General features: G+C 62.4%; 18 protein-coding genes. 6 read left to right on the forward strand and 12 right to left on the reverse strand.

Features of this window, described 5'->3' with window-relative positions; all coding sequences use genetic code 11:
* The first annotated feature begins 207 nt into the window (after positions 1 to 207).
* Positions 208 to 996, forward strand: coding sequence for an alpha/beta hydrolase (locus tag KIG99_RS16910; RefSeq protein ID WP_226461209.1), 789 nt, complete (start codon positions 208 to 210; stop codon positions 994 to 996).
* An 87-nt stretch (positions 997 to 1,083) separates the two neighbouring features.
* Here the strand turns inward: KIG99_RS16910 and KIG99_RS16915 are convergent, their stop codons facing one another.
* Complete coding sequence (locus tag KIG99_RS16915) at positions 1,084 to 1,896, reverse strand: AraC family transcriptional regulator (RefSeq protein ID WP_226461210.1); 813 nt, start codon at positions 1,894 to 1,896, stop codon at positions 1,084 to 1,086.
* Between the two features lie 70 nt (positions 1,897 to 1,966).
* On the opposite strand from KIG99_RS16915, the gene KIG99_RS16920 reads away from it, so the two are divergent.
* The 3 genes from KIG99_RS16920 (at position 1,967) to KIG99_RS16930 (ending at position 4,371) form a co-directional block, all read left to right on the forward strand.
* The gene (locus KIG99_RS16920; protein WP_319002405.1) at positions 1,967 to 3,178 is read left to right on the forward strand and encodes an MFS transporter; all 1,212 of its coding nucleotides are present in this window, start codon (positions 1,967 to 1,969) and stop codon (positions 3,176 to 3,178) included.
* Between the two features lie 255 nt (positions 3,179 to 3,433).
* A complete protein-coding gene (locus KIG99_RS16925; RefSeq protein ID WP_226461211.1) occupies positions 3,434 to 3,811 on the forward strand; it encodes a L,D-transpeptidase in 378 nt (125 codons plus the stop codon).
* Positions 3,808 to 4,371 (forward strand): hypothetical protein, encoded by a 564-nt coding sequence (locus tag KIG99_RS16930; RefSeq protein WP_226461212.1) that lies wholly within the window; start codon positions 3,808 to 3,810, stop codon positions 4,369 to 4,371. The genes KIG99_RS16925 and KIG99_RS16930 overlap by 4 nt, the downstream gene beginning before the upstream one ends.
* A 125-nt stretch (positions 4,372 to 4,496) precedes the next feature.
* Here KIG99_RS16930 and KIG99_RS16935 read toward each other — a convergent pair whose 3' ends face one another.
* The 9 genes from KIG99_RS16935 to KIG99_RS16975 form a co-directional block, all read right to left on the reverse strand.
* Positions 4,497 to 4,835 (reverse strand): low molecular weight protein tyrosine phosphatase family protein, encoded by a 339-nt coding sequence (locus tag KIG99_RS16935; protein WP_226461213.1) that lies wholly within the window; start codon positions 4,833 to 4,835, stop codon positions 4,497 to 4,499.
* 24 nt (positions 4,836 to 4,859) lie between these two features.
* Positions 4,860 to 5,606, reverse strand: coding sequence for an SAM-dependent methyltransferase (locus KIG99_RS16940; protein ID WP_226461214.1), 747 nt, complete (start codon positions 5,604 to 5,606; stop codon positions 4,860 to 4,862).
* 111 nt (positions 5,607 to 5,717) lie between these two features.
* Positions 5,718 to 6,317: a hypothetical protein gene (locus tag KIG99_RS16945; protein WP_226461215.1), complete on the reverse strand. Its 600-nt coding sequence runs from the start codon at positions 6,315 to 6,317 to the stop codon at positions 5,718 to 5,720.
* Between the two features lie 114 nt (positions 6,318 to 6,431).
* Positions 6,432 to 7,019, reverse strand: a complete 588-nt coding sequence (locus KIG99_RS16950) for a hypothetical protein (RefSeq protein ID WP_226461216.1) — start codon at positions 7,017 to 7,019, stop codon at positions 6,432 to 6,434.
* Positions 7,020 to 7,138: 119 nt separating this feature from the next.
* Positions 7,139 to 7,726 carry a hypothetical protein gene (locus KIG99_RS16955; protein ID WP_226461217.1) on the reverse strand — a complete coding sequence of 196 codons (588 nt, stop codon included), beginning with the start codon at positions 7,724 to 7,726 and terminating at the stop codon, positions 7,139 to 7,141.
* A 640-nt stretch (positions 7,727 to 8,366) separates the two neighbouring features.
* The gene (locus KIG99_RS16960) at positions 8,367 to 9,080 is read right to left on the reverse strand and encodes a tetratricopeptide repeat protein (protein ID WP_226461218.1); all 714 of its coding nucleotides are present in this window, start codon (positions 9,078 to 9,080) and stop codon (positions 8,367 to 8,369) included.
* Between the two features lie 118 nt (positions 9,081 to 9,198).
* Complete coding sequence (locus tag KIG99_RS16965; protein WP_226461219.1) at positions 9,199 to 9,594, reverse strand: DUF6228 family protein; 396 nt, start codon at positions 9,592 to 9,594, stop codon at positions 9,199 to 9,201.
* 112 nt (positions 9,595 to 9,706) lie between these two features.
* Positions 9,707 to 10,081 (reverse strand): hypothetical protein, encoded by a 375-nt coding sequence (locus KIG99_RS16970; RefSeq protein ID WP_226461220.1) that lies wholly within the window; start codon positions 10,079 to 10,081, stop codon positions 9,707 to 9,709.
* Between the two features lie 63 nt (positions 10,082 to 10,144).
* A complete protein-coding gene (locus tag KIG99_RS16975) occupies positions 10,145 to 15,829 on the reverse strand; it encodes an alpha-2-macroglobulin family protein (RefSeq protein ID WP_226461221.1) in 5,685 nt (1,894 codons plus the stop codon).
* A gap of 128 nt (positions 15,830 to 15,957) precedes the next feature.
* Between KIG99_RS16975 and KIG99_RS16980 the strand changes: the two genes are divergently transcribed.
* Positions 15,958 to 16,272: a hypothetical protein gene (locus tag KIG99_RS16980; RefSeq protein ID WP_226461222.1), complete on the forward strand. Its 315-nt coding sequence runs from the start codon at positions 15,958 to 15,960 to the stop codon at positions 16,270 to 16,272.
* Between the two features lie 11 nt (positions 16,273 to 16,283).
* Here the strand turns inward: KIG99_RS16980 and KIG99_RS16985 are convergent, their stop codons facing one another.
* Complete coding sequence (locus KIG99_RS16985) at positions 16,284 to 16,991, reverse strand: DUF4124 domain-containing protein (protein ID WP_226461223.1); 708 nt, start codon at positions 16,989 to 16,991, stop codon at positions 16,284 to 16,286.
* Positions 16,992 to 17,316: 325 nt separating this feature from the next.
* Here KIG99_RS16985 and KIG99_RS16990 point away from each other — a divergent pair, with 325 nt between their 5' ends.
* A complete protein-coding gene (locus KIG99_RS16990; RefSeq protein WP_226461224.1) occupies positions 17,317 to 19,458 on the forward strand; it encodes a methyl-accepting chemotaxis protein in 2,142 nt (713 codons plus the stop codon).
* A gap of 37 nt (positions 19,459 to 19,495) precedes the next feature.
* On the opposite strand, the gene KIG99_RS16995 is transcribed toward KIG99_RS16990, so the two are convergent.
* A complete protein-coding gene (locus KIG99_RS16995) occupies positions 19,496 to 20,785 on the reverse strand; it encodes a hemolysin family protein (protein WP_226461225.1) in 1,290 nt (429 codons plus the stop codon).
* Positions 20,786 to 20,880 lie beyond the last annotated feature (95 nt).

Here is a 20,880-nt window from a genome sequence, read left to right on the forward strand (position 1 = left end):
CCGGTCGACGCCTGTTTTCGGGCAAAAATGCGGCAACTGCGGGCGCATGGCGGCGCGACCGGAAAGTGTGCTGCGGCAGCCGGCATGAGCTTGCCGGCCGATCATTGCGGCGCTTTCTCTGGCGCTGCTGGAAAGGGGCAAGGTATTTGTCACGAAACCGGGTTAAATTTGCGTTTTGCCTTTAGCTGCCAGGAATCCCCGATGTTGATGCCGAGTCTCCACTTTCATCCCGCCAGCCAGACCGCCGGCCGGCCGCCGCTGCTCTTCGTGCATGGCGGCTACAGCAATTCCAGCCTGTGGGATGTGCGCTTCATTCCTTATTTCGTCGAGCAGGGTTATGACTGCTATGCGCTCGATCTCTCCGGACACGGCCGCAAGCCCGAAGATCGCGAGCATCTCGACGATTACGGCATCGACGATTACGTGGACGACCTGGTCGCTGCGATGACCCAATTACCGGTCACCCCGGTGCTGATTTCCCACTCGATGGGCTGCCTGGTCAGCCAGCGTTTTCTCGAGCAGAGCTCGGCGCGCGGCGTTGCCTTCCTGGCGCCGGTGCCGTCCACCGGTACGGCCGGCACCGCCAGCCGCTTCGCGCTGACCATGCCCGACTTCTTCGCCGAGCTGCCCAATGCGGTCAACGGCACGGCGAGCGAGAAAACCATGCGCACCATGGCCAGCGTCTATTTCTCGCCGGCCATGCCGCCTGAGGAAACGCTGCAATATCTGCCGCTGATCCAGCCCGAATCGGAAAAGGCCGTCGCCGAAATGGTCACCTCGCCGCTGCGTCGCGCCCGCGGCCGGGCGAGAATCCCGGCGCTGGTCATGGGCGGCTCGGCCGACCAGGTCTTTCCGGCCTCGATGCTCTACTTCACGGCCGCGTCATGGAACGCCAAGACCGTGATCATCCAGGGCGCCGGCCACATGCTGATGCTCGACCCGCAATGGCCGGACGCCGCCGGCCAGCTTCTCGACTGGCTGGAAAGCCTGGCCTGACATCCGTCAGGCGCTGACCTCCCTCCCCTGAGAAGGGGAGGGTCGGGATGGGGTTTGCATGGAGCCGCAGCAAATCGCGAACAGCTTTCAGGCGGCTGAACCCGCCGTCTCCCCGGAAAAGTAGCGGCGCGGTTCCATGCCCAGGGTGCGCTTGAACATCGCGGTAAAGGCGCTGGCGCTGCGGTAGCCGAGTTTTTCGGCGACCAGCGCGACCGGCACGCCGTTTGCCAGATGGCCGAGCGCCTCGACCAGACGCGCCTGCTGCCGCCACTGGCGAAAGCTCATGCCGGTTTCGCGCTGGAACTGGCGGGCCAGCGTACGGCTGCTCGTCGCTTGTTGCTCGGCCAGTGTCTCCAGGGTGGCGCGGCTCTCCGGGTTGCCGACCAGTTCCTCGCACAGCTTGTGCAGGCGCGGCTCGGCCGGCATCGGCAGGTGCAGCGCCGGGATCTTGAGAAAGCGCAGCTCGGCCAGCGCCAGTGTCGCGATCTGGCCGCCGCGCCCGGCCTGGTCGTAGGCCAGCGGTTCGTCGAGCAGGGCGAGGATCAGGGCGCGCAGCAGCGGGCTGACGTCGAGCAGGCAGCAGATGTCGGGCAGGTCGGGCGCTGCGTCGGGGCGGATGTACAGGGTGCGCATCTCGACCGGGCCGAGCATGATCACGCGGTGCGGCGTGTTGGCGGGAATCCACACGCCGCGCACCGGCGGCACGACCCAGCTGCCAGCCTCGGTTTCGACGCGCATGACGCCGCTGCCGGCGTAGATGAGCTGGGCGCGCAGATGGCTGTGCACCGGCGTTTCGCCGCCGCGGTAATTGCGCGCCTTGGCGGTCACCGGGTGGGGCAGGGTCTGGTGCTGGTCGTCATGGCCGCAACTCATGGTTGGGCCGGCGATTGTCCAATTCACGATATTTTCTGTCCGGACATGCTGGGATCGGTCATTCTAGACTGGCGTTCCAGAAATCCGAAAGACCCCAATGAACAAGACGCTCACCGCCGACGCCACACCCGCCGCGCCGGACGCCCTGAACGCCACCACCTACCCGGTGATTGCCGCGATCAGCTTCTCGCACCTGCTCAACGACATGATGCAGTCGGTGCTGCTTGCCATCTACCCGATGCTCAAGCTCGGCCTCAACCTCAGCTTCGGCCAGATCGGCCTGATCACGCTCGCCTACCAGCTGACCGCCTCGCTGCTGCAGCCGCTGATCGGCCTCTATACCGACCACCGCCCGAAACCCTACTCGCTGCCGCTCGGCATGGGCTTCACGCTGGTCGGCCTGCTTCTCCTCTCGCAGGCCGGCAGTTTCGCCGCGGTACTCGTGGCGGCGATGACCATCGGCATCGGCTCCTCGATCTTCCACCCGGAATCCTCGCGCGTCGCGCGCATGGCGGCCGGCAGCCAGCCCGGTCTGGCGCAGTCGGTGTTCCAGATCGGCGGCAATCTCGGCGCCGCGATCGGGCCGCTGCTCGCTGCGCTGATTATTGTGCCGTACGGCCAGGGCAGCGCCGCCTGGTTCTCGCTGTTCGCGTTGATCGGCCTGGTGGTGCTCAGCTTCGTCGGGCGCTGGTCCAGCCACCACGTCGCCAACTTCAAGAAGCGCATGAAAGCGCAGGTCGACAACGGCCTGACCCGGCGCCAGATCGGCTGGTCGCTCGCCATCCTCGGCCTGCTGATGTTCTCCAAGTTTTTCTACATGACCAGCCTGAGCAGCTATTACACCTTCTACCTGATCGACAAGTTCGGCCTCGAACTCGCCAGCGCGCAGATCTACCTGTTCGCCTTCCTCTTCGCCGTCGCCGCCGGCACCGTGCTCGGTGGCCCGATCGGCGACCGGGTCGGCCGCAAGCGCGTGATCTGGGTGTCCATCCTCGGCGTCGCACCATTCACGCTGATCCTGCCGCACGTCGGCCTGTTCTGGACTGGCGTGCTCTCGGTGATCATCGGCATGATCCTCGCCTCGGCCTTCTCGGCCATCCTGGTCTACGCCCAGGAACTCATGCCCGGCAAGGTCGGCGCCATCTCCGGCCTGTTCTTCGGCTTCGCCTTCGGCATGGGCGGCATCGGCGCCGCCCTGCTCGGCCAACTGGCCGACGCAACCAGCATCGAAACGGTCTACCAGGTCTGCGCCTTCCTGCCGTTGATCGGCCTGCTGACGGCTTTTTTGCCGACGATCAGGAAAGGCTAGGGCGCTATCGGTCGACGGCGGAAAAACGCGGTTTTTTGGCGGTCGACCGGTAAAAAAAGGGCAAAAGCAAAAATGGCGCGGATCAGTTCCGCGCCATTTTAATGCGCTTTTTTTTCCCAGTTCCGTCGCGACACCCTGTCGTTTGTTAATGCGATGTATGACGATGTTGTATAGAATCCGTCCCGTCCGGCGCCCGTTCGGCGCCACGACCCTGACATTGAGGAGAGTTGCATGGCGGCCGCGGCAAAGGATAAGGTGACCAAAAGTATCAAGGTCAGCCTGGCGCAGCAGATCGTTGAAGTCTACGAAGGCAGTACGCGGGTTTTCCGCTTCGACTGCGTCACCGGCGACAACGAACATCCAACGGAGCGCGGGGTATTCAAGGTGTTGCGCAAAGCGCATCCCTATCGCAGTCATACCTATAATGTGCAAATGGATTACGCCCTGTTTTTCACCCATGATGGCAAGGCTTTGCACCAGTACCACGGCATCGTGCCGCTCGGCGTCGTGCGTACGGCGCGCGGTAGCGTCGGCGACTGGTTCGGATCGCACGGCTGCGTCCGCCTGAGCGAGGCCGACGCGAAAGCGCTCTATGACTGGGCCGCGCTCGGAACGACGGTGCAGGTCCTATGAACCCGACACTCAAACGCTACGGCGCATGCGGTCTGGTATTTGTCGCCGGACTGCTGGCAGGTACGGTGCTCGATCAACTGGGCAACGGCCGCTGGCCGGTAGACGACCGGCAACGGCAAATTTCCCCGGGTAGCGAAATCCGCAGCATCCTGGACGATGAAGTCATGCTCCTGAGCTACCGCAGCGCAAGCCTGACGCTGACCGCGCAACGCGCCCGGCCCGGCGACCGCTTCGCGCTCCAGGTGAGCCATGCCGACGGCCGGCCAGCCGAACAATGCCTGGTTTCCCCCGATCTGGCCGGCCTCCTGCCTGGTTTCTCGACCCTCGTCGCCGGGCAGGAAATCGAAGCGGCGCGCCTGTCCAGCGAGTTTCCGCTAAGGCTGGGGAGCCTGGAAATCAGGGACCGCATCGACAACGAACCCATGCCGCCGATGAACTTCTTCACGACCGCCGAGCGAACGGCCGTGGCGCTGGTCGGTGACGGATACAGCGTGGAAGTGGCGACCTCGGGCAAGGCCTTCGACAAACTGGCTGGCGGCTGCGAGACACTGGCCAGGTGAGTCACACCGCTGGCGACAAAGCCGGCCAGGATGCAAAAACGCCGGTTTTTGGCGGTCGACCGGTAAAAAAGGGTGAAAAGCAAAAAAAGGCACGGAGCAATCCGTGACCGCCGAATCTCGCGCTTCTACGCATGACCCGGCCCGGGCAGAAGCGGTGCGACCTTGCGCTTGAGCAGCGCGACCAGGGCTGGCTCCAGAAACCTGTAGTTGTCCGGAATGCCCAGCACGACGAGCTTCTTGCCCGCCAGATGCGCCGGGAAGCGGGCCGACAACTTGGTCTTGTGCACCTTCTCCATGACGAAAATCAGCTCGGCCCATTCAATCAACTCAACGGAAACCGGCGTCTCCGCGTCATGGCTCAAGCCGGCCGAGGCGCATTCGAGGTTCGGATGTGCGGAAAACACCTCCTCGGCCGTGGGACTCCGCCATTTGTTCTTGCCGCAGATGAAGAGGATGTTCGTCATGGGCGATGCAGTGGCGCCAGCCGATTACCGCAGCATCAGCGCAAACACGCCCCAGCCCAGGTATTCGCGCGTGTAAGTGGCGTAGCGCTCGGGTTCCGTGGTCAGTTGGGCGCGCACCTCCTGCGCCAGTTCGTCGTCGGGATTGGCTTCAAGCCAGCGGCGCATGGTCAGCCATTTGGCCGCTTCGTACCGGTCCCAGCCGTCCTGATCGGCGAGAACCATTTCGACGACGTCGCAGCCAAGCTGCCGGAAAGACGCGAGCAATGCCGGCAGCGTGAGGAAGTCGGAGATTGAGTGGGCAAGACAGCCCTTGGCGATGTCTTCCGTCGGCGGCAACTGCCGCCAGTAGGGCTCACCGATGAGGATGATCCCGCCGGGGCGCAGGCTCTGCGCCAGAAGCGCTATCGTGCCGGCAAACCCGCCCGCGATCCAGGTGGCGCCGACGCAGGCAGCCACATTGGCCTTTTCGTCGGAGACATAACCGGCCGCATCGCCATGGATGAACTCGACCTGATCGGCAACGCCGAGTTCTTCGGCGCGGCGTTTGGCTTGCGCGGTAAATAACTGGCTCATGTCGACGCCGGTACCGGTCACGCCATGATCGCGCGCCCAGGTGCACAGCATCTCCCCCGAACCGCTGCCAAGATCGAGCACCCGTGCCCCCGCTTCCAGCCGCAGCGCCGCGCCGAGCGTGGCGAGCTTGTCGGGCGTGATCGGGTTGTGGATGCGGTGCGCGCTTTCAGTGATGTTGAATATTCGGGGGATGTCCATCGTGGAGAGCTTTCTTGCGGGGGTAATGGGTTCGGTAAGGGCAATAACGTGCAAGCTCAGTCGATGACAGCCTGAGTAGCTGGCTGACGGTCGGCTTGGACGCTGTATTCATTACTTGTAAATGGTGTAGTACTGATATGTCGGAGGACACTTGTAAGGAACTACCTGCGATGCAATGGGCTCGAGGCGGTTTTTCAGTGCCGGGAAACTGGCATCGATATAACTCTTTGCATTCTGAAAATCATCTGAATACGTGAAGCGAACCTCTCGATCCCTAATAATTGACATGGCAGCGTCGCCCAAGTAGCTCACCTTGCCTCCTGGTACAGTGAAAACGCGAACTGGCGTCCCACATCCCAAGCTAAAATGGTTTGGCCCGTTATCTTCTCTTTCAGTGCGCCCAGCCAGGATCAAGGCGATCACATCTCCCGCCTCAATCTTGCCAACGAGATAGCCATTGGTTGGCTTATCTATCAACACGCCAACATGTTTCGTTTGTTGAAACATTCCGTTTTCAATTTTCCCTTTGACGAAGACATAACGAAATCCCGGTTGTTTCATGCCATGAACAACTACGGCTTCGGCGTCGGATGGCGCAGTAGACCGGTCGTCAATGATGCCAACAGGACGGAGGGCACATCCAGATACAAGGACCGATGAAGTCGCAATCAAACTGCAAAAAAAATGTGAAAAGTGTTTTGGGTTAATCATGTCGGGTAATTTTAGATAGCTTGACGAGGCTGTAGATAAAAAACAATTGAAAGGTGGGTGATTTATTTTTAATTAAATCTAACTAATTTTTCGAATTGTCGGTTAATCGTAAAGTTAGCGTGCCAAAGACTTTTTACTAAGCCAAATCAAGACAGTGATGTCACCGGGAACCTCGCTGTCGGAGGTGACCAGCACTCCGGTGGGGACCTCCCAGACCATCAGTTTTCCACCCATGTTATCTGTTCCGAAATTGTTTCCGGGAATTCTGTCCAGGCGCCTGCGATTTTCGAGCTTTCTGGAGAGATAGCTCATTAGTTTCTTGAATGAAGAACTGGGAAATTCAAGTCTGACCTCGCTGAGCTCGCCTTTCGTGAAGAAAAAGGTGACAAGTCGTGCCGGAATTCCGTCATAGGCAGTATTGATGTGCGCTAAACAAAGAAAATCATTCTGGGCCGTGATTCTCTCCTCATGCTGAAGATTTCCGTAGCACTTCAGCTTGTGGCCGCGATTTTTGTACTCTCTGATCAGGTCATCCTGCGGCCGGTTTGTGAAACTGTCCGGCGACTCGATAAATGTTGGCTCACCCAGTCGGGCATACCAGTCATCAATTTCGTATCTATATTTTTTAGGCAGCCGGTCATAGCAGAAAATTCCCAAACCGACGATTAATGCAGCAATGAAGAAGAGTTTTAGGAGTCTCATGTTTGTATGGTGATGCGATTTTTAGAAGTCGGAAAAAAACGATTCCATTGATTAAATTAGCCGCTAAATAATTTTTAATTCAATCTGGTCAATTCAATTGTTATTGGTTGCCACTGCCATTATCTCTGGTTTATTTCCCGCACGATTTCACCTGAAATACTCCGGATTTGTTTGCTAATCATTGGGGCAAAAATTCCGCTACCTGCAGAAGAAGATGTTTTGTAGTTTCGCGTGCCGGCAGGTGTCTTGCTAGGTAATTCAAAGAACGATACATCTGCATCAACAAATGCGTTCCCTGTCATGATTCCGAGCATGAATCTAGCACCCTGCGAGACATAGCGGTAATCATTAACCTTGATGACGACCAGTGTCTGGTTCTTTTGCGACAATTCGGCACTTGATTCCTGATATGAAATTGCCATTCCATATTCCTCCGCCGCATCTTTCATTGCTTCCCGCCATTCCTGGCGAAGCTTTTCCCAATCTTCCGACGTTGTTGCGATATCAGAGCCTCTAACAGCTAGCACAATGCTATTGGCATCACCTTTGCTGATTGCTAGTCGGCTCTCCGAGTTCGCGGTGCGTTCAACGGTTGCCGCGCATCCGGTCAGAATTAATGCGCAAATAACTGTGAGGACTTTAAGAGGGGTAAGCATATTTTTCAGAAAAATACTGTGGAAGATTGTCAGTCTGTGCGGCTTTTGCACAGGTCCGGTTGATGATGGATTGTTTGGTTGGATTATCAGGGGGCGCTTTCTTCAACCCGACCCCTTTAGTTGCTTGAAGTTACAAGACCCAAGGGGACAGGCCACGGTTTAAAAAAACTGGTGCGGGAAAAATCATGGTCTGTCCCCTATTGCATTACGGAGTGAGGTCGCGGAAGCGTGGGTTGCGCAAGAATTCATCGATCTCCGCGACTGAACGCTCGATTTCTGGCAAGCCACCAAAAGGAAGTGCCTCTTCGGCCTGTGACCCGGCAAGCAATCGTTGAGCTTCAGAAAGCGCGGGAACTGCCAAAGAGAGGAAGTCGGCAATTGCCCTTTGGGATTGAGGCGTGAGACTCGGTTTTCGCTCTTGTCTTGGTATGGCTCCTTAAACGATTCGGGCTCAAGTTCCGGGAAGCGATCCCAGATGGGCGCCAAAATGTTTGTGTAACTGTGACCTAAGAAGAGTCCAACCAATTTGGCATAGACCTCGAGTTCTCCCAGTCCCTCGTTGGCGCGGACAACGGAAAGTGACTCGGAGCACTTTGCGCTCGCTGCATCTATCTGGGCGACGAGTGAGCGAGCAGAGTCGAGTGTGATTTTCATGAGTCCCAACGTTCTAAGTAACAGGCGCTGCGTGGCTTCATCGCGCAGCGTCCTGTTGATTGCCGGGTTGGGCGTCTTTTTTGCGAAACGCTATCGGTGCCCAGTTTTCGGATTGCTGATTGCATGATGCCAACTGCTCGGGGGACAGCATGCCTTCAAGTTGAGGAATGACCCGACTAAGATGGTTTTGTAGCTGGCGCTCCTGCGGTGCAGAAAACTTGCGTGCCCGCATTGCCCAAACGCAAGCGCTCACCATGTCCTTCTCTCCGAGTTGGCCCGCGCCGTACATATTCGCAATGTTCCACATAGCTTCGGCCCAACCAAGATCAGCCGCATGGGAGTACAGCTCGAAGCCTTTGCGACGATCTTGCTTTACTCCCAAGCCGAGGTCGTGAAGATAGGCGAGGTTGTTGGTGGCAAGCGCATGCCCCTGTGCGGATGCCTTCTCGTACCAAGGCAGCGCTTCTTCGTAGCGCTTCTCTGCTTGGAGTCCGCTTCCAACGCTATTTTGAGCCTCTGCGTTGTCGCGATCAGCAGCCATGCGGTACCACCTCATTGCTTCGGTTCCGTCGCGGGGTGCGCCTTTCCCGAAGTCGTATGCAGCACCAACACGAAGCTGGGCATCGATATCGCCAGCTTCGGCTTTGACAATTAGCGCCTTGGTTTCCGATGAAAGGAACCAATCAGCCGCTGCGACGTTTGAGAGCGCCAGCAGAACTATCGAGAGCAGCGGAGCCAGAAATGTATTCATATCAGATCGTATTCCTTCCGAGTTAAAGACGCCCAACGTAGAGGTGAGCGGCGTAGCGCGGCTTCATCGCGCAGCGTCCAGCGACCGAAGGGAGCGAGGTCGACCGCAGGGTTGGGGGTCATTTGGCACCCAGTAACCGGGAAATTGCTTTTGCCATTCCATCTAGTTGCCCGGCGTCGTACTTTAGAACGACAAGCAGATCGGAGTCGTAGTTTTGGCCAACGAGTTTTATGGTCAAGGCAACGTGCCCGGTTGAGTCAGAGGAAGCAAGAAACTCAACACGACCCTCAAGGTCGCTCCATTTCTTTTGGCCTTTCCATCCGGTCCAGGCGTTCGCCATTTCACAAAACATCACCGCTGGAGAACCGTTCATATAGGTTGAAGCCGGAGCGACACCCGAAAACCATGGGGTTTTGACCGCAACTTCAAAGTCAGTTTCGCCTCCATTGCACTGTGTGACAGTAAGCGACAAAACTGAACCGTCATTTGGCGAGATGAACTCTAAATCAGCCATCGCTTATGACCCCCAACGTGAAGTAGACGCCATAGTAAAAATCCAAATCTAGCCATTAATAGCTAAATCCGGACACATCATTCCAATACTGGACATCAACACATTTCCATATCTAAACACCCGCCACCACCCGCATCTCCAGCCTCATCGCCGCAACGCTTTTTTGCGCCAGCCGCCAAAGCTTGCACTCCGGATGCCATTCCCCGCCCGCTTCCTTGACGCGTTCGCGCAGCTCGGTTTCGCCGTAGCCGATGCGTAGCCAGGCGGTGGGTTCCGGTTCTGCCGGTTGGGTTTCGACGATGATTTCGACCGTGGTCAGCTTGCGTTTTTGTTGCGGGTCGAGGCGCTGGCGGATGCAGAGCAGGGCGTCGCCGTAGCGGTCGACGAGCGGCCCGGTGCCGGGGGCGCCGGGCGGCAGTTGGGTGAGGATGCGGGCGTCGTCGAGGTATTCGGGAGACAGCGTCGGGCGGGGTGGTGCAGCGGTCATCGTTTTCCGGACGACGAAGGAGGAACGGTCAGGTTAATTGACCGCTGCATATGGCGCAAGCATTCACTCGCCCACGACGACCCTTCCATTCGGCATTTCGCCAAAAACGTCAGGGGCATACATCGCTTCGACACGGGTCGGCGGCAGGGCGAAGTTGCCGGCGTTGTTGAGGCGCAGGGTGTACTCGATGCTGAAGCGGCCTTTCGGCAGCATGGCGTAGTAGGCGCGGAAGGCGCTGAAGCTGCGTTCGACGTAGGTCGGCCACATGCCGCGGTTGCTGCGGTTTTCGTCGAGGCCGGCGATGGCCGAGTCGCGGCCGTCGCCGTCGCCCATGATACGCGCACCGGCCGGGATCGGGTCGGAGAGGGCGACCCAGCTCATGGCGTTGTCGGCATCGACGGTCAGCGTGATGCGCCAGAGATCGCCGCGGCTGATCTTGCCCGGCGTCTTTTCCTGGATGGGCGTGACCTTGCGGCTGATCCGGTAGCCCATGGCGCGGGCCGGGCCGTCGGGGATCGCGGCGAGCAGCTGGATCGTCGCCCATGGCTTGCCGCTGCCCTGGTGGCTGATGTTGAGCTTGTCGTCCTTGCCCGGCGCGGTCGGCCAGGGCAGGTTGAGCGGGGCGGCGGTTTCGCCGGCGGCGAGTTTCTTCCAGTCGAGTTCGGCTTTCGCCTTGGCGAGGCTGGCCTGGGTGGTGCCGGCCACCGGTTCACGCTCGAATTTCTGCGCAAACCGGTCGAGCGTGACGCGCGCCCAGGCGTTGGCCGTGGTGGTCAGCCAGCGGCCGCGCACCTGGCGTTCCATGGCGCCCTGCACGAGGCGCGGCAGGTCGTCCTTCCAGTCCGGGTCATCGAGCATGGCTTCGATCAGGCGGAAGGCGTTGGCATCGGCGCTGAGCATCATCCACCAGCCGTAGTCGTCGCGTTCGCTGGTGAAGACGAGGCGGCTGCCGGCGTAGCTGAGGCGGTTGCGCAGTTCCTGTTTGGCGTCGGCGAGCTTCTTGTCGCGTTGCGGCAGTTCGGGCAGGGCGCGCGCGATCTGCACCCAGTCGATCAGCGCAGCGGTCGACAGGCGCAGCGGGTCGATTTCCAGCGCTGCGGCGGCGCGGGCCGGCTTGCTGCCCTGGCGGACGAGGGCTTCGAGCGCATTCAGGCGGCGCGCCAGCGAGTAGTCGCCGGGCGCCCATTCGTTGGTCTTGATGCGCCCTTCGACAAAGGCGGTGAGGCCTTGCAGCATGCGCTGGCGGCTGTCTTCGGGCAACGTGAAGCCGGCCAGCGTGACCAGGTCGAGCAGGTAGGCGGTGAGCGTGGCGCTGCCGCCGCTGCCCGGGAAGTAGCTGGCCAGCCCGTTGTTGTCGAGGTAGCCGGGCAGGGTGTTGGCGATTTCCTGCCAGCGCTTTTCGTCGTGCAGGCCGACGGCAACCGAGGTTTTCTGTTCCAGGCAGCCGAAGGGGTATTCTTCGAAGAAGCGCTTGAGGCCGGGCGGCGGCGTGGCGAGTTTGGGGGACAGGCTGATTTCCAGCCCGCCCTTGCCGGGCAGCGCGCCGGCCGGCGGCGTGACCGGTACTTCAAAGCTGCCGGCAATGCGCGTGAAGCTGGCCTGTTGCACGGTGACCGGCACGGCAGGGGCGATTTGCTGCGTGATGCGCAGCGTGTCCTGGCCGTTGCCGCCGTCTTCTTTCGCGCTGAATTCCCATTGCTGGCTGCTCACACCTTCGGCAGCGCTGATGTTCCAGCTCAGTTCGCCGGCGCCTTCCGGGGCGAGCGTGAGTTTTTGCGCGGCGAGCAAATTGGCCCCGTTTTTGCCGTTGACCGCTACGACCATCTGGCGCGCCGTGCCGTTGCGCAGCGTGAGCAGCGCCTTGAAGGTATCGCCTTCGCGCACCAGCGGCGGCAGGCCGGAGATGACCTGCAGGTCCTGCTTGGTCTTGACGCTGGCGCTGCCGGTGCCGAACAGGCCGGCGCCGGCGGTGGCGATGCCGACCAGCTTGAATTCGCTCAGCGAGTCGTTCATCGTGACCTTGAGCGTGGCGCTGCCGGTGTTGTCGAGCACGACGCGCGGCTGCCACTTGAGCAGGGTGTCGAACAGCTCGCGGGCCGGGGCGCGGCCGCCGCCACCGCCGGGCGGCAGGGCTTTCTTGCCGAAGTGGCGCTTGCCGATCACCATCGATTGCGCGGTTGCCGTCTCGACCTCGTAGCCGCGTTTTTGCAGCATCGCGTCGAGCAGGTTCCAGCTGTCGTTCGGGCGCAGTTCGAGCAGCGCCTGGTCGACCGCGGCAAAGGCGACTTCGGTGCCGGCCGGGGCGGGCTTGCCGTCCGGCGTCGTGACCCTGATCTTCACCGTCGCTTCTTCGCGCGGCCGGTAGTCGGTCTTGTCGCTGCTGATATCGACCTTGAGCCTGAAGCCCTCGGTGCCCACGGCGATTTCGGCGAGGCCGAGGCGGTAGGCGGGTTTTGCCAGGTCGACCATGGCGGTCGGCTGTTCCGGGTTCCACCATTCCTTGAACCAGCTCAGCGGTTCACGCCAGCCCCAGTCGAAAAACGAATACCACTTGAGCGGCTCGACGCGGCCGCGCACGGCGAGCACCGAGACGAAAACGTTCGGACCCCATTCCGCCTTGACCGGTAGTTCGACCACCGGCTTGAAGCGCGACAGCGGCTGGACGAAGGTTTCGATGATGCCGGAGGTTTCCACCGAGATCAGCGCGGTCGCTTCGCGGAAGGGCGTGCGCACCTGGAAGCGCGCGGTGTCGCCGGGCGCGTAGGCCTTCTTTTCCGGGATGACGTCGATGCGGTCCTGGTTGCCGGCGGCAAACCACAGGTCGCCGGCGCCGGTGACCCAGTAGCTGGTGCCGGCGCGGGCGATGTTGCCGGCGTTGTCCTTGGCTTCGGCGAGCAGGTAGATCGAGCCGGATTCGCCGCCCTTCGGTTCGCAGAGCAGCAGGCCGCGGCTGTCGGTGGTGCCGGCGCAGACTTCGCCGAGATCCTTGTATTCGCTGTTGTTCTCGTAGGCGTAGAAGCCGCCGACGATGCGCCGGCGGTGGCTGCTGTCGATGCGGCGCTTGGCCTTGACGCTGACCTGCTGGCCGGCGAGCGGCTTGCCGGCGGTGTCGAGGGCGACTATTTCGACGCGGTTCTTGCCGCCGCTCGACGCCCAGTCGGCAACCTTGATGCCGACGGTGAGCGCGGCCGGCCACAGTTCGACGCGGCCGTGGATGGTCTGGATTTCGCCATTCGGGTCGGCAAAACTCATCTCGGCATAGACCTCGCTCGGGCCTTTCGGCTTGGCCGGCAGCGTGACGTCGAGCTTGCCGGCGCCGGCCTTGTCGAGCGTCAGCGCCTGGCGGTCGAGGATCAGGGTTTCGGACTCGCTGTCACCGTCGATCTTGAAGGCGGCGCGTTCCTCGTCGTTGAACCCGAGCTGGAAGCTGTAGGCCTCGTAATGCTTGTACACCGGCCAGCGCGGGCGCAGCGTGGCGGAGACTTCGACGTCCGCGTTCTTCGCGGCGCCGCCGTTGAGGAAGGACAGGCCGAGCGCCAGCGGCACTTTGGTTGGCGCCACCTGGCGGCCGGGTACGCCTTGCACGCTGCCCGTGAACACCGGCAGGCGGAAGTCGGCGACGCGGAATTCGCCGCTGTAGATTTCGCCGCGCTTGCCGCCGGAGAGCACGATTTCGTAGGTGCCGAGCTTGGCGGATTCGGGCACTTTCCAGCTGTTGACCGCTGAGGCCTGCGTATCCCAGCTGATCGGCTGGGTGAATTCGGTGCCGGTTTCGTTGTGGCGGATGACCAGCTTGTCGGGCAGGCCGGCCAGCTCGGGCAGCGTGAAGCTGCGGCTGTTGCGGCTGCGTGCGATGTGCTTGAAGGAGGCCGTCTGGCCGGGTCGGAACAGGCTGCGGTCGAGGATGCTGTGGATCTTGAAGTCGCCCGTCTCGCCCCAGGTTTCGACACCGAAGCGCCAGGGTTCGATGCCTTCGTTCCAGTCCGAGCGCACGAAGCTGTAGTCGCCGTTGAGGCGCGCGCTGGCGAACAGGAAGTTGCTGCCGTTGCGGCAATTCGGCACGCGCAGCGCCTGCTCGACGAGGGCGCGGCCGAGGCGGTCGGTCTTGCCCTGCCACAGCGAACTGCCGTCGCAGCCGGAAATGGCGATCGCGGCATCGGCCACCGGCTTGCCGGAATCGAGCGCGGTGACCCAGACCAGGGCATTGTCCTTGCCGGTTTTCAGATGCACGGCGAGGTTGGTGACCAGCGCCGCGGCGCGCACGTACATCGGCTTGGGCGTGGCGAGCAGTGCCGTGCCGAGCAACTGGCTCTCGATTTCGACGATGTGGTAGCCGGGTTTGGCGAGCGGAATGCCAACCACCTCGAATTCACTGCTGCCGCCCGGCTTGGGCAGGTCCTGGCGGCTGACGCCGGGACGTTTGGCGAGGAAGGACAGTTCGCGGGCGTAGTAGGGGTCGTAGCGCTCTTCCATCTTGCCGTCGATGAGCAGGCGAACCTTGCCGCTTTGCTGCTCGAACTTTTCCAGGGCCTGCATGGCGGCGATCACGTCGGCGTCTTCGGTCAGGCGCTGTTCGCTGAAACGATGGCTGCCGGGTAGCGCCAGGCGGGCCGTCTTGAGCGCCGCCTCGACATTGCGCAGGGTGACCGGCAGCAGGCCGCCTTCCTTCAGTTCAAGAATGCCGAAGCCGCCGGGGAACTTGGCGAGCGGCGGCAGGCCGCCGGTTTTCGTCTTGAGCGGGAAACTGGCGGCATTGGCGAGCGAGCGGCCGGCATCGTCCTTGAGGCCGGACGGAATCTCGACGGTGATTTCCGCGTTCTGCAGCAGTGGACCGGGGAAGGTCACGCTCTGGAAGGTGCTTTCGCGGGTTTCGTTTTTGGCATTCGGGTCGAGCGGGGCGCGCGGGCCGTCAGCGGTCAACAGGCGGAATTTGGCCAAAAGCTTCGCATCGAAGGGCGCGTTGAAATTGAGGGTGAGCGCCGACAGCGGCGAGCAGGGCGCGCCGGCCTTTTCGCGCTCGCAGTTCAGCGTCGCCTTGAACGGCTCGCGCACCTTGTAGGTGAAGCTTTCTTCCTTCTCGGTCGGCGTGCCGTTGCTGGCCTGGATGCCCTTGCCCCAGACCAGTTTCATCTTGCTGCCGCTGGGCAGGCGTTCGGCGCAGGCGACGACGAGCGGCGCGCTGCCCATGCCGCCGACGTGTTCGAGCACGGCGGTGCGGATGTCCTTGCTCACCGGCCGCGCCGGGATGCGCTGGCCGACGCCTTCGGCTTCGCACCACAGGTTGTTGTCGAGCGACTTCGGGTCGAGCGTGGCGCCGCCGTTGATGACGAAGGCCTGGTCTTCCTCGATGCCGGAACCGGGCGCCGGGCGGAGATTCCACGGGCGCGGCGCGGCACCGCTGAATTCGAAGCGGTTGCGGCCGTTGACCGCCTCGCCGTTTACAGCGGTCAACCCGCTTTTGAGGGTGAAAATGCAGCGCTCGCCGGGTTGCAGCGGCCGTGCCATCTGCCAGGCCCAGGTTCGCTCGTCGATCCAGCGCTCTTCGCCGGCAATGCCGGCGCAGTCGATGGCGAACGGGGCGGGCGCCGATGTCGCGCCGAGCGCCACCAGCGGGCCGCTGAAACGCGCTGTGACGCGGCTCTGGCTAGCCACCTTCCCCTGCGGCTGGAACTGCTGGACGGTGGCGGCCTGGGCGGCGGCACTGACGAGCAGGAAACTGGCGAGAACGAGCGGGCGAAGTGTGGTCATGGTCTGGGTGCGGGCAGAAAGTCGATGGGCATGCGGCGAGCATGGCGAGTGTGCCACAGCGCGCCGCGAATTCGACAGCGGCGCGCCCGGCAGCTATCCTGCGCGCTTTGAAAATTCAGGGGATTCCCATGGGACAAGCCAAAAACCGCGGTTCGCAGGCCGAACGCATTGCCCAGGCGCAGGCCAAAATCGCCGCCAGCAAGCCGGAAAAGCTGGTCTGTAACGGCTGCGGCGCCGACGTCACGGCAATTCACCCAGTCGATACGCGCGGCCTGCGCGGCATCGAAGCGATCTGGGTCGGCCAGTGTGAATGCGGTCAGACAACCTTCGCCGCCTCCGGCGAACCGAAAGCGGTCGACGCCTTCTTCTTCGCGCTCAGCGAAAACTCCGAACTGACCCTGGGCAGCCAGAGCAAGGACGGCGAGCAACACACCACGGCCTGAGCGCTGCCGCGTTAGCGGCAGTTGGGCTTGTTGGCCGGGCAGGGCGGGACTGAGAGCGTCGGGGCCGGCGGTGGTGTCGGGCTCGACTTCACCGGCACCTGCGGCCGCGGTTCGGGCCGGTGGCTGCCGCCGATCTGGATCGATATCGAGCCGCCCTGGCATTGCGCGATGCGGCGTTGCCGTTCGGCGGCCGGCAGGTTTTGGCGCATGACGTTGCTGACGCAGTCGTTGCCGCCATTGCCATAACCCGGCGCATAACCCGGCACGTAGCCGGGAGTGTAGACCGGTACGACGACCGGCTGACGACCGCTGCGGCAGGCCGCCTCCATCTGGGAACGCTGGCCGAGGGGAACGGCCTGGCTGTCGAGCTGGCGCAGGCAGTCGTCGATGTTCTGTGCATTGCCCTGACTTGCGGATGCCGCCGCCTGGGCTGCCTGGGTAGCCTGCGTTTCACGCTCGGCTGCGGCATCGGCGCGTTGCGCCGCTTCGCGTTTCTCGACGAATTCCTTCATGCGCGCCACTTCGCGTTCGGCTTCGCGGCGTTGTGCTTCCGATACCGGCTCGTCGCGTTGGCTTTTCAGCGTGCTGGCCGGGCTGGCGCAGGGCGTGTTGGAAATCTCGACGCTGCCGTCGACCGTACGGCATTTGTAGATATCGGCCTGGGCGCCGGCGCTCCAGGCGAGGGCGAGCAGGACAAGCAAGCGGGGGCGGATCGGCATGGGGCTGGCTCCTGTTTGATGATGCAGCGGCGTTGCCCTCACTTTAGTAGGCTTGCGCCGTGCGAACAATGCCGGTGTCGGATTCCGGCGGTCGACCTTCGATGCGTGCCCTTTTTGCAGGAACAGGGAGTGCGATGCTTGCACCTTGGTGGTGCGTCGATATGTTCCAGGTTTTTGCCTGGCTTGCATTTTTGCCAAATCGCCCCGGTATGGTGCAAGCATGCCTCTGATTTGGCGACGGTTTTTATCAAGAAATACGCCAGCATGGTGCATCGGTACGGATATTGCATTGCAGCAATCGTCTAGCTACCGGAGTGGAATCACCATGTTGAAAAGTCAACGGATGAATTTGTCGACCGCCGAGCGCGGCTGGTTGCCCTGGCTGGGGCGCAACGGCAAACTGGCCATGCGCTGGGCGACTGCCCGCAACGTCAAGCGTTATCCGGCCATCGAGCAGACCTTCGAATCCTTTGCCCGGACACGGGTCCGCATCCTGATGAACTGGACCGAGCAGCACTGGGCCTATCTCGACGGCCTGGCGCGCGAGATCGCCGGTGGCTGGCCGCAGACCCGGCGCGAAACCCTGGCCCATTGCCGGCAGCGTGCCGAGGCGTTTTCCGAGGTTTTCGTGCTGGATCCCAACGGTCGTGTGCTGTGCTCGTCACATGCCGGGCGCGAAGGGGCGCAGGCCGCTGCGCCACAGGCGGTGGCGGCCGGCCTGCGCGCACCTTTCCTGCACGGGCCGTATCGCGATCCGGTGACGAAGAGCCTGCCGCCGTCGACCTCGCGCTTTCACGATGCCGTGACGCTGATGTTCTACCAGCCCATCGTGGTCGATGGCGCGGTGGTCGGCATCGTCTGCGGCCGGGTGCCGAACGACGTGCTCGGCGACCTGATCCAGCGCGAGGCCGGCCACATTTTTCACGAGTCGGGCGACAACTACCTGTTCATGGTCAATTCGGTTTTTGACCCGGCGATCCGCCAGGGCACGGCCCTGTCGCGTTCGCGCTTCGAGGACAACACCTTCAGCCATGGCGACAACCTGAAGGACGGCGTGCGTACCGATTTCGGCGTGGTCCGCGTCAAGGAACATACCGAACTGGAGCTGGTTTTCAACGACCCGGCCAGCGGCCAGCTGCATCCCGGTGTGCGCGAGACGATCCGCCAGGGCGAGAACCTGTTTGTGACCTATCCCGGCTATGCCGATTACCGCCACATTCCGGTCATCGGCAAGGGCGTCACCTTCCAGCTGCCGGGCTCGCCCGATACCTGGGGCATGATGTGCGAGGCGGATCTCGAAGAGGTCTATCGCTACCGCAGCATCTCCTATCGCCTGCAACGTCTTTACCTGTTCAGCACCGTGGCGGCCTGGGGCGTGGCATTTGCGCTGGCCGGACTGCTCAATGTCGGGGCCGGCCCGGCGATGCTGACCGGCTGTCTGTTGCAGATGGGCGGCGCCCTGTTTTTCGAATATTTTGGCTGTCGACCGATCAGCGACCGCCTGCGCGAAGCGACGCGCATCCTGCGCAGCACGGCGGAAGGCGGCGGCAACCTGGCGCAGCGCCTGCCGCGCAGCAACGGCCGGGTGGATGAGGCGACCGTGCTGGCGCAATGGACCAACAGTTTCATCGACAACCTGGAGCAGATGATCCACGTGGTCGCCAAGACCTCCGGCGAGATCAGCGAAACCAGCGGCACGCTGCAGAAGAAGAATATCCATGCCGGCGCGGTGTCGGTTGACATGCAGGGCTCGGTTGCCGACATCCTGGCGGCGATCCGCGGCCAGCTCGGCGAAATCGATGCGGCGACCAGCAACACGCACGCCATGCGCGATGTCGTGCAGCGTGCCAGCGAGGAAGCGCGGGCGCAGTTTTCGCTGATCGAAGGGCGTAGCCAGAGTATCCGCGAGTCGGTAAAGCTGTCGGCTGACACGATTCGCCAGCTCGAACGGCGCACCCTCGATATCGGGCGCATCGTCACGCTGATCAACGAGATTGCCGAGCAGACCAACCTGCTGGCGCTCAATGCGGCGATCGAGGCAGCCCGGGCCGGCGAAAGCGGACGCGGCTTTGCCGTTGTCGCCGATGAAGTCAGGAAACTGGCCGAGCGCACGCGCGGCGCGACGGCGGATATCGGCAGCATGATCAACGGTGTGCAGAGCCAGGCCGAACAGGCGGTGCGTACCATGGAAACTGGCATGAGCGAGATGGAAGAGGGCTTGCGCCTGGCCAGTGCGGCGGCTTCCGACAAGCGCGAGGTCGATGAGGTGGTCGAGCGCCTGTTCGTGACGATCAGCCAGATTGCCAGTTCGACGCATGCCTATGGCGACCGGGTCGAGGCGATTTCCGGGGCGGCCGACGCGATGCGCGAGGCGACCCTGGCTTCGGCGCGCAGTGCCGAATTGACCACCTTCGCCGCCGGCAAGCTCGATCAGACCATGGCGCAGTTCAAGGTGTCCGCCGCCTGAACGCGGGGCGCCGCGGCCGGGGGGCTGCGGCGCGGGCTCAGGTCCTGATCCGCGTCACCAGCAGCTGGTCGATCTTGTGGTTGTCGACGTCGATGACCTCGAACTTGAAACCGGCGTGCTCGACCGAGTCGGTCGGGCGCGGCAGCTTGCGCAGCGTGTACATCAGGAAGCCGGCGATGGTTTCGAACTGCTCGTCGTCGGGGAATGGCTCGATGCCGAGTACCGTTTCCAGGTCGCCGACCGGCGTCATGCCGTCCACCAGCCAGGAATCGACATCGCGCTGGATGATCTGCTCGTCGGCGGGGGCCAGCATGGTGTTGCCCATCAGCGTGCTGGTCACATCGTTGAGGGTGATCAGGCCGACAATCAATGCGTATTCGTTGATGATCAGCGCAAAATCCTCGCGCTGCGCCTTGAACTGCTCGATGATTTCGGCCAGGGTCAGGGTTTCCGGCAGGATCAGCATGTTGCGCAACAGGCCCTCGCCGCGCAGCGCCAGCGGCTTGCCGTCGAGCAGGCGGCTGAGGATGTCCTTCGAGTCGACATAGCCGATGACATGGTCGATGCCGCCGGTGCACACCGGGAACTTGGCGTGCGGCTGGGCGCTGATCGTGGCGCGGATGTTTTCCTCGCTGTCGCCCTGTTCGAGCCAGACGATGCTTTCGCGCGCGGTCATCGTCGAGGGCGCGGTGCGGATTTCCAGCTCGAAGACGTTCTCGATCATCTGCCGCTCCTGGCGGGCGACGACACCGGCTTCGGCGCCGGCATTGGCCATTGCGACGATATCCTCAGGCGTGACGTCTTCGGGCCGCGTTGCCGGCAGGCCGAGGCGCGTCATGACCAGCGTGGCGATGCCGTTCAGCGCCCAGATCAGCGGCGTCAGCAGACGCAGGCAGAAGACCATCGGGCCGGCGATGCGCAGCGCGATGGCTTCCGGCGCGACGATGGCGATGCGCTTGGGAATGAGGTCGGCGACCAGCACGAAGGCGACCGTGACGAGCAGGAAGGAAGTCAGCGAGCCCAGCGTCTGGGCGGTGTCGGGCTCGACCAGCCGGGTGAATAGTTGCGCGAAGCTCGGCGCGTAAGCCCCTTCGCCGAGCACGCCGGCGAGAATGGCGACCGCGTTGAGGCCGATCTGCACGGCGGTGAAGAAGTGGCCGGGCTGGGCCTGCAGGGCGAGAACGCGCGCAGCGCGCGGTTCGCCTTCGTCGAGTAGTTGTTCCAGCTTGATTTTGCGGGCAGCGGCCAGCGCGATTTCGGAGACGGCGAAGAAGGCACTGGTGGCGATCAGCAGCAGGATGATCAGTGAATTTTCAAGCAGGCTCATGGAATTTCCTGTGGCGGGGCGGTGGACCGCCCGCGAATATTCCGACTTTAGCCGGGGCGAGCCGCCGCGGCAATCTTTCTGCGCCCTGGTGGGGT

Source organism: Quatrionicoccus australiensis (genome assembly GCF_020510425.1).
Taxonomy (GTDB): Bacteria; Pseudomonadota; Gammaproteobacteria; order Burkholderiales; family Rhodocyclaceae; genus Azonexus; species Azonexus australiensis_A.

Excerpts from the sequence above, each read along its gene's own strand:
- KIG99_RS16985 (WP_226461223.1), bottom strand. The coding sequence starts at position 16,991 with ATGCCGATCCGCCCCCGCTTGCTTGTCCTGCTCGCCCTCGCCTGGAGC.
- KIG99_RS16950 (WP_226461216.1), bottom strand. The coding sequence starts at position 7,019 with ATGAGACTCCTAAAACTCTTCTTCATTGCTGCATTAATCGTCGGTTTG.
- KIG99_RS16940 (WP_226461214.1), bottom strand. The coding sequence starts at position 5,606 with ATGGACATCCCCCGAATATTCAACATCACTGAAAGCGCGCACCGCATC.
- KIG99_RS16935 (WP_226461213.1), bottom strand. The coding sequence starts at position 4,835 with ATGACGAACATCCTCTTCATCTGCGGCAAGAACAAATGGCGGAGTCCC.
- KIG99_RS16990 (WP_226461224.1), top strand. The coding sequence starts at position 17,317 with ATGTTGAAAAGTCAACGGATGAATTTGTCGACCGCCGAGCGCGGCTGG.
- KIG99_RS16980 (WP_226461222.1), top strand. The coding sequence starts at position 15,958 with ATGGGACAAGCCAAAAACCGCGGTTCGCAGGCCGAACGCATTGCCCAG.
- KIG99_RS16920 (WP_319002405.1), top strand. The coding sequence starts at position 1,967 with ATGAACAAGACGCTCACCGCCGACGCCACACCCGCCGCGCCGGACGCC.
- KIG99_RS16970 (WP_226461220.1), bottom strand. The coding sequence starts at position 10,081 with ATGACCGCTGCACCACCCCGCCCGACGCTGTCTCCCGAATACCTCGAC.
- KIG99_RS16910 (WP_226461209.1), top strand. The coding sequence starts at position 208 with ATGCCGAGTCTCCACTTTCATCCCGCCAGCCAGACCGCCGGCCGGCCG.
- KIG99_RS16960 (WP_226461218.1), bottom strand. The coding sequence starts at position 9,080 with ATGAATACATTTCTGGCTCCGCTGCTCTCGATAGTTCTGCTGGCGCTC.
- KIG99_RS16975 (WP_226461221.1), bottom strand. The coding sequence starts at position 15,829 with ATGACCACACTTCGCCCGCTCGTTCTCGCCAGTTTCCTGCTCGTCAGT.
- KIG99_RS16995 (WP_226461225.1), bottom strand. The coding sequence starts at position 20,785 with ATGAGCCTGCTTGAAAATTCACTGATCATCCTGCTGCTGATCGCCACC.
- KIG99_RS16930 (WP_226461212.1), top strand. The coding sequence starts at position 3,808 with ATGAACCCGACACTCAAACGCTACGGCGCATGCGGTCTGGTATTTGTC.
- KIG99_RS16965 (WP_226461219.1), bottom strand. The coding sequence starts at position 9,594 with ATGGCTGATTTAGAGTTCATCTCGCCAAATGACGGTTCAGTTTTGTCG.
- KIG99_RS16945 (WP_226461215.1), bottom strand. The coding sequence starts at position 6,317 with ATGATTAACCCAAAACACTTTTCACATTTTTTTTGCAGTTTGATTGCG.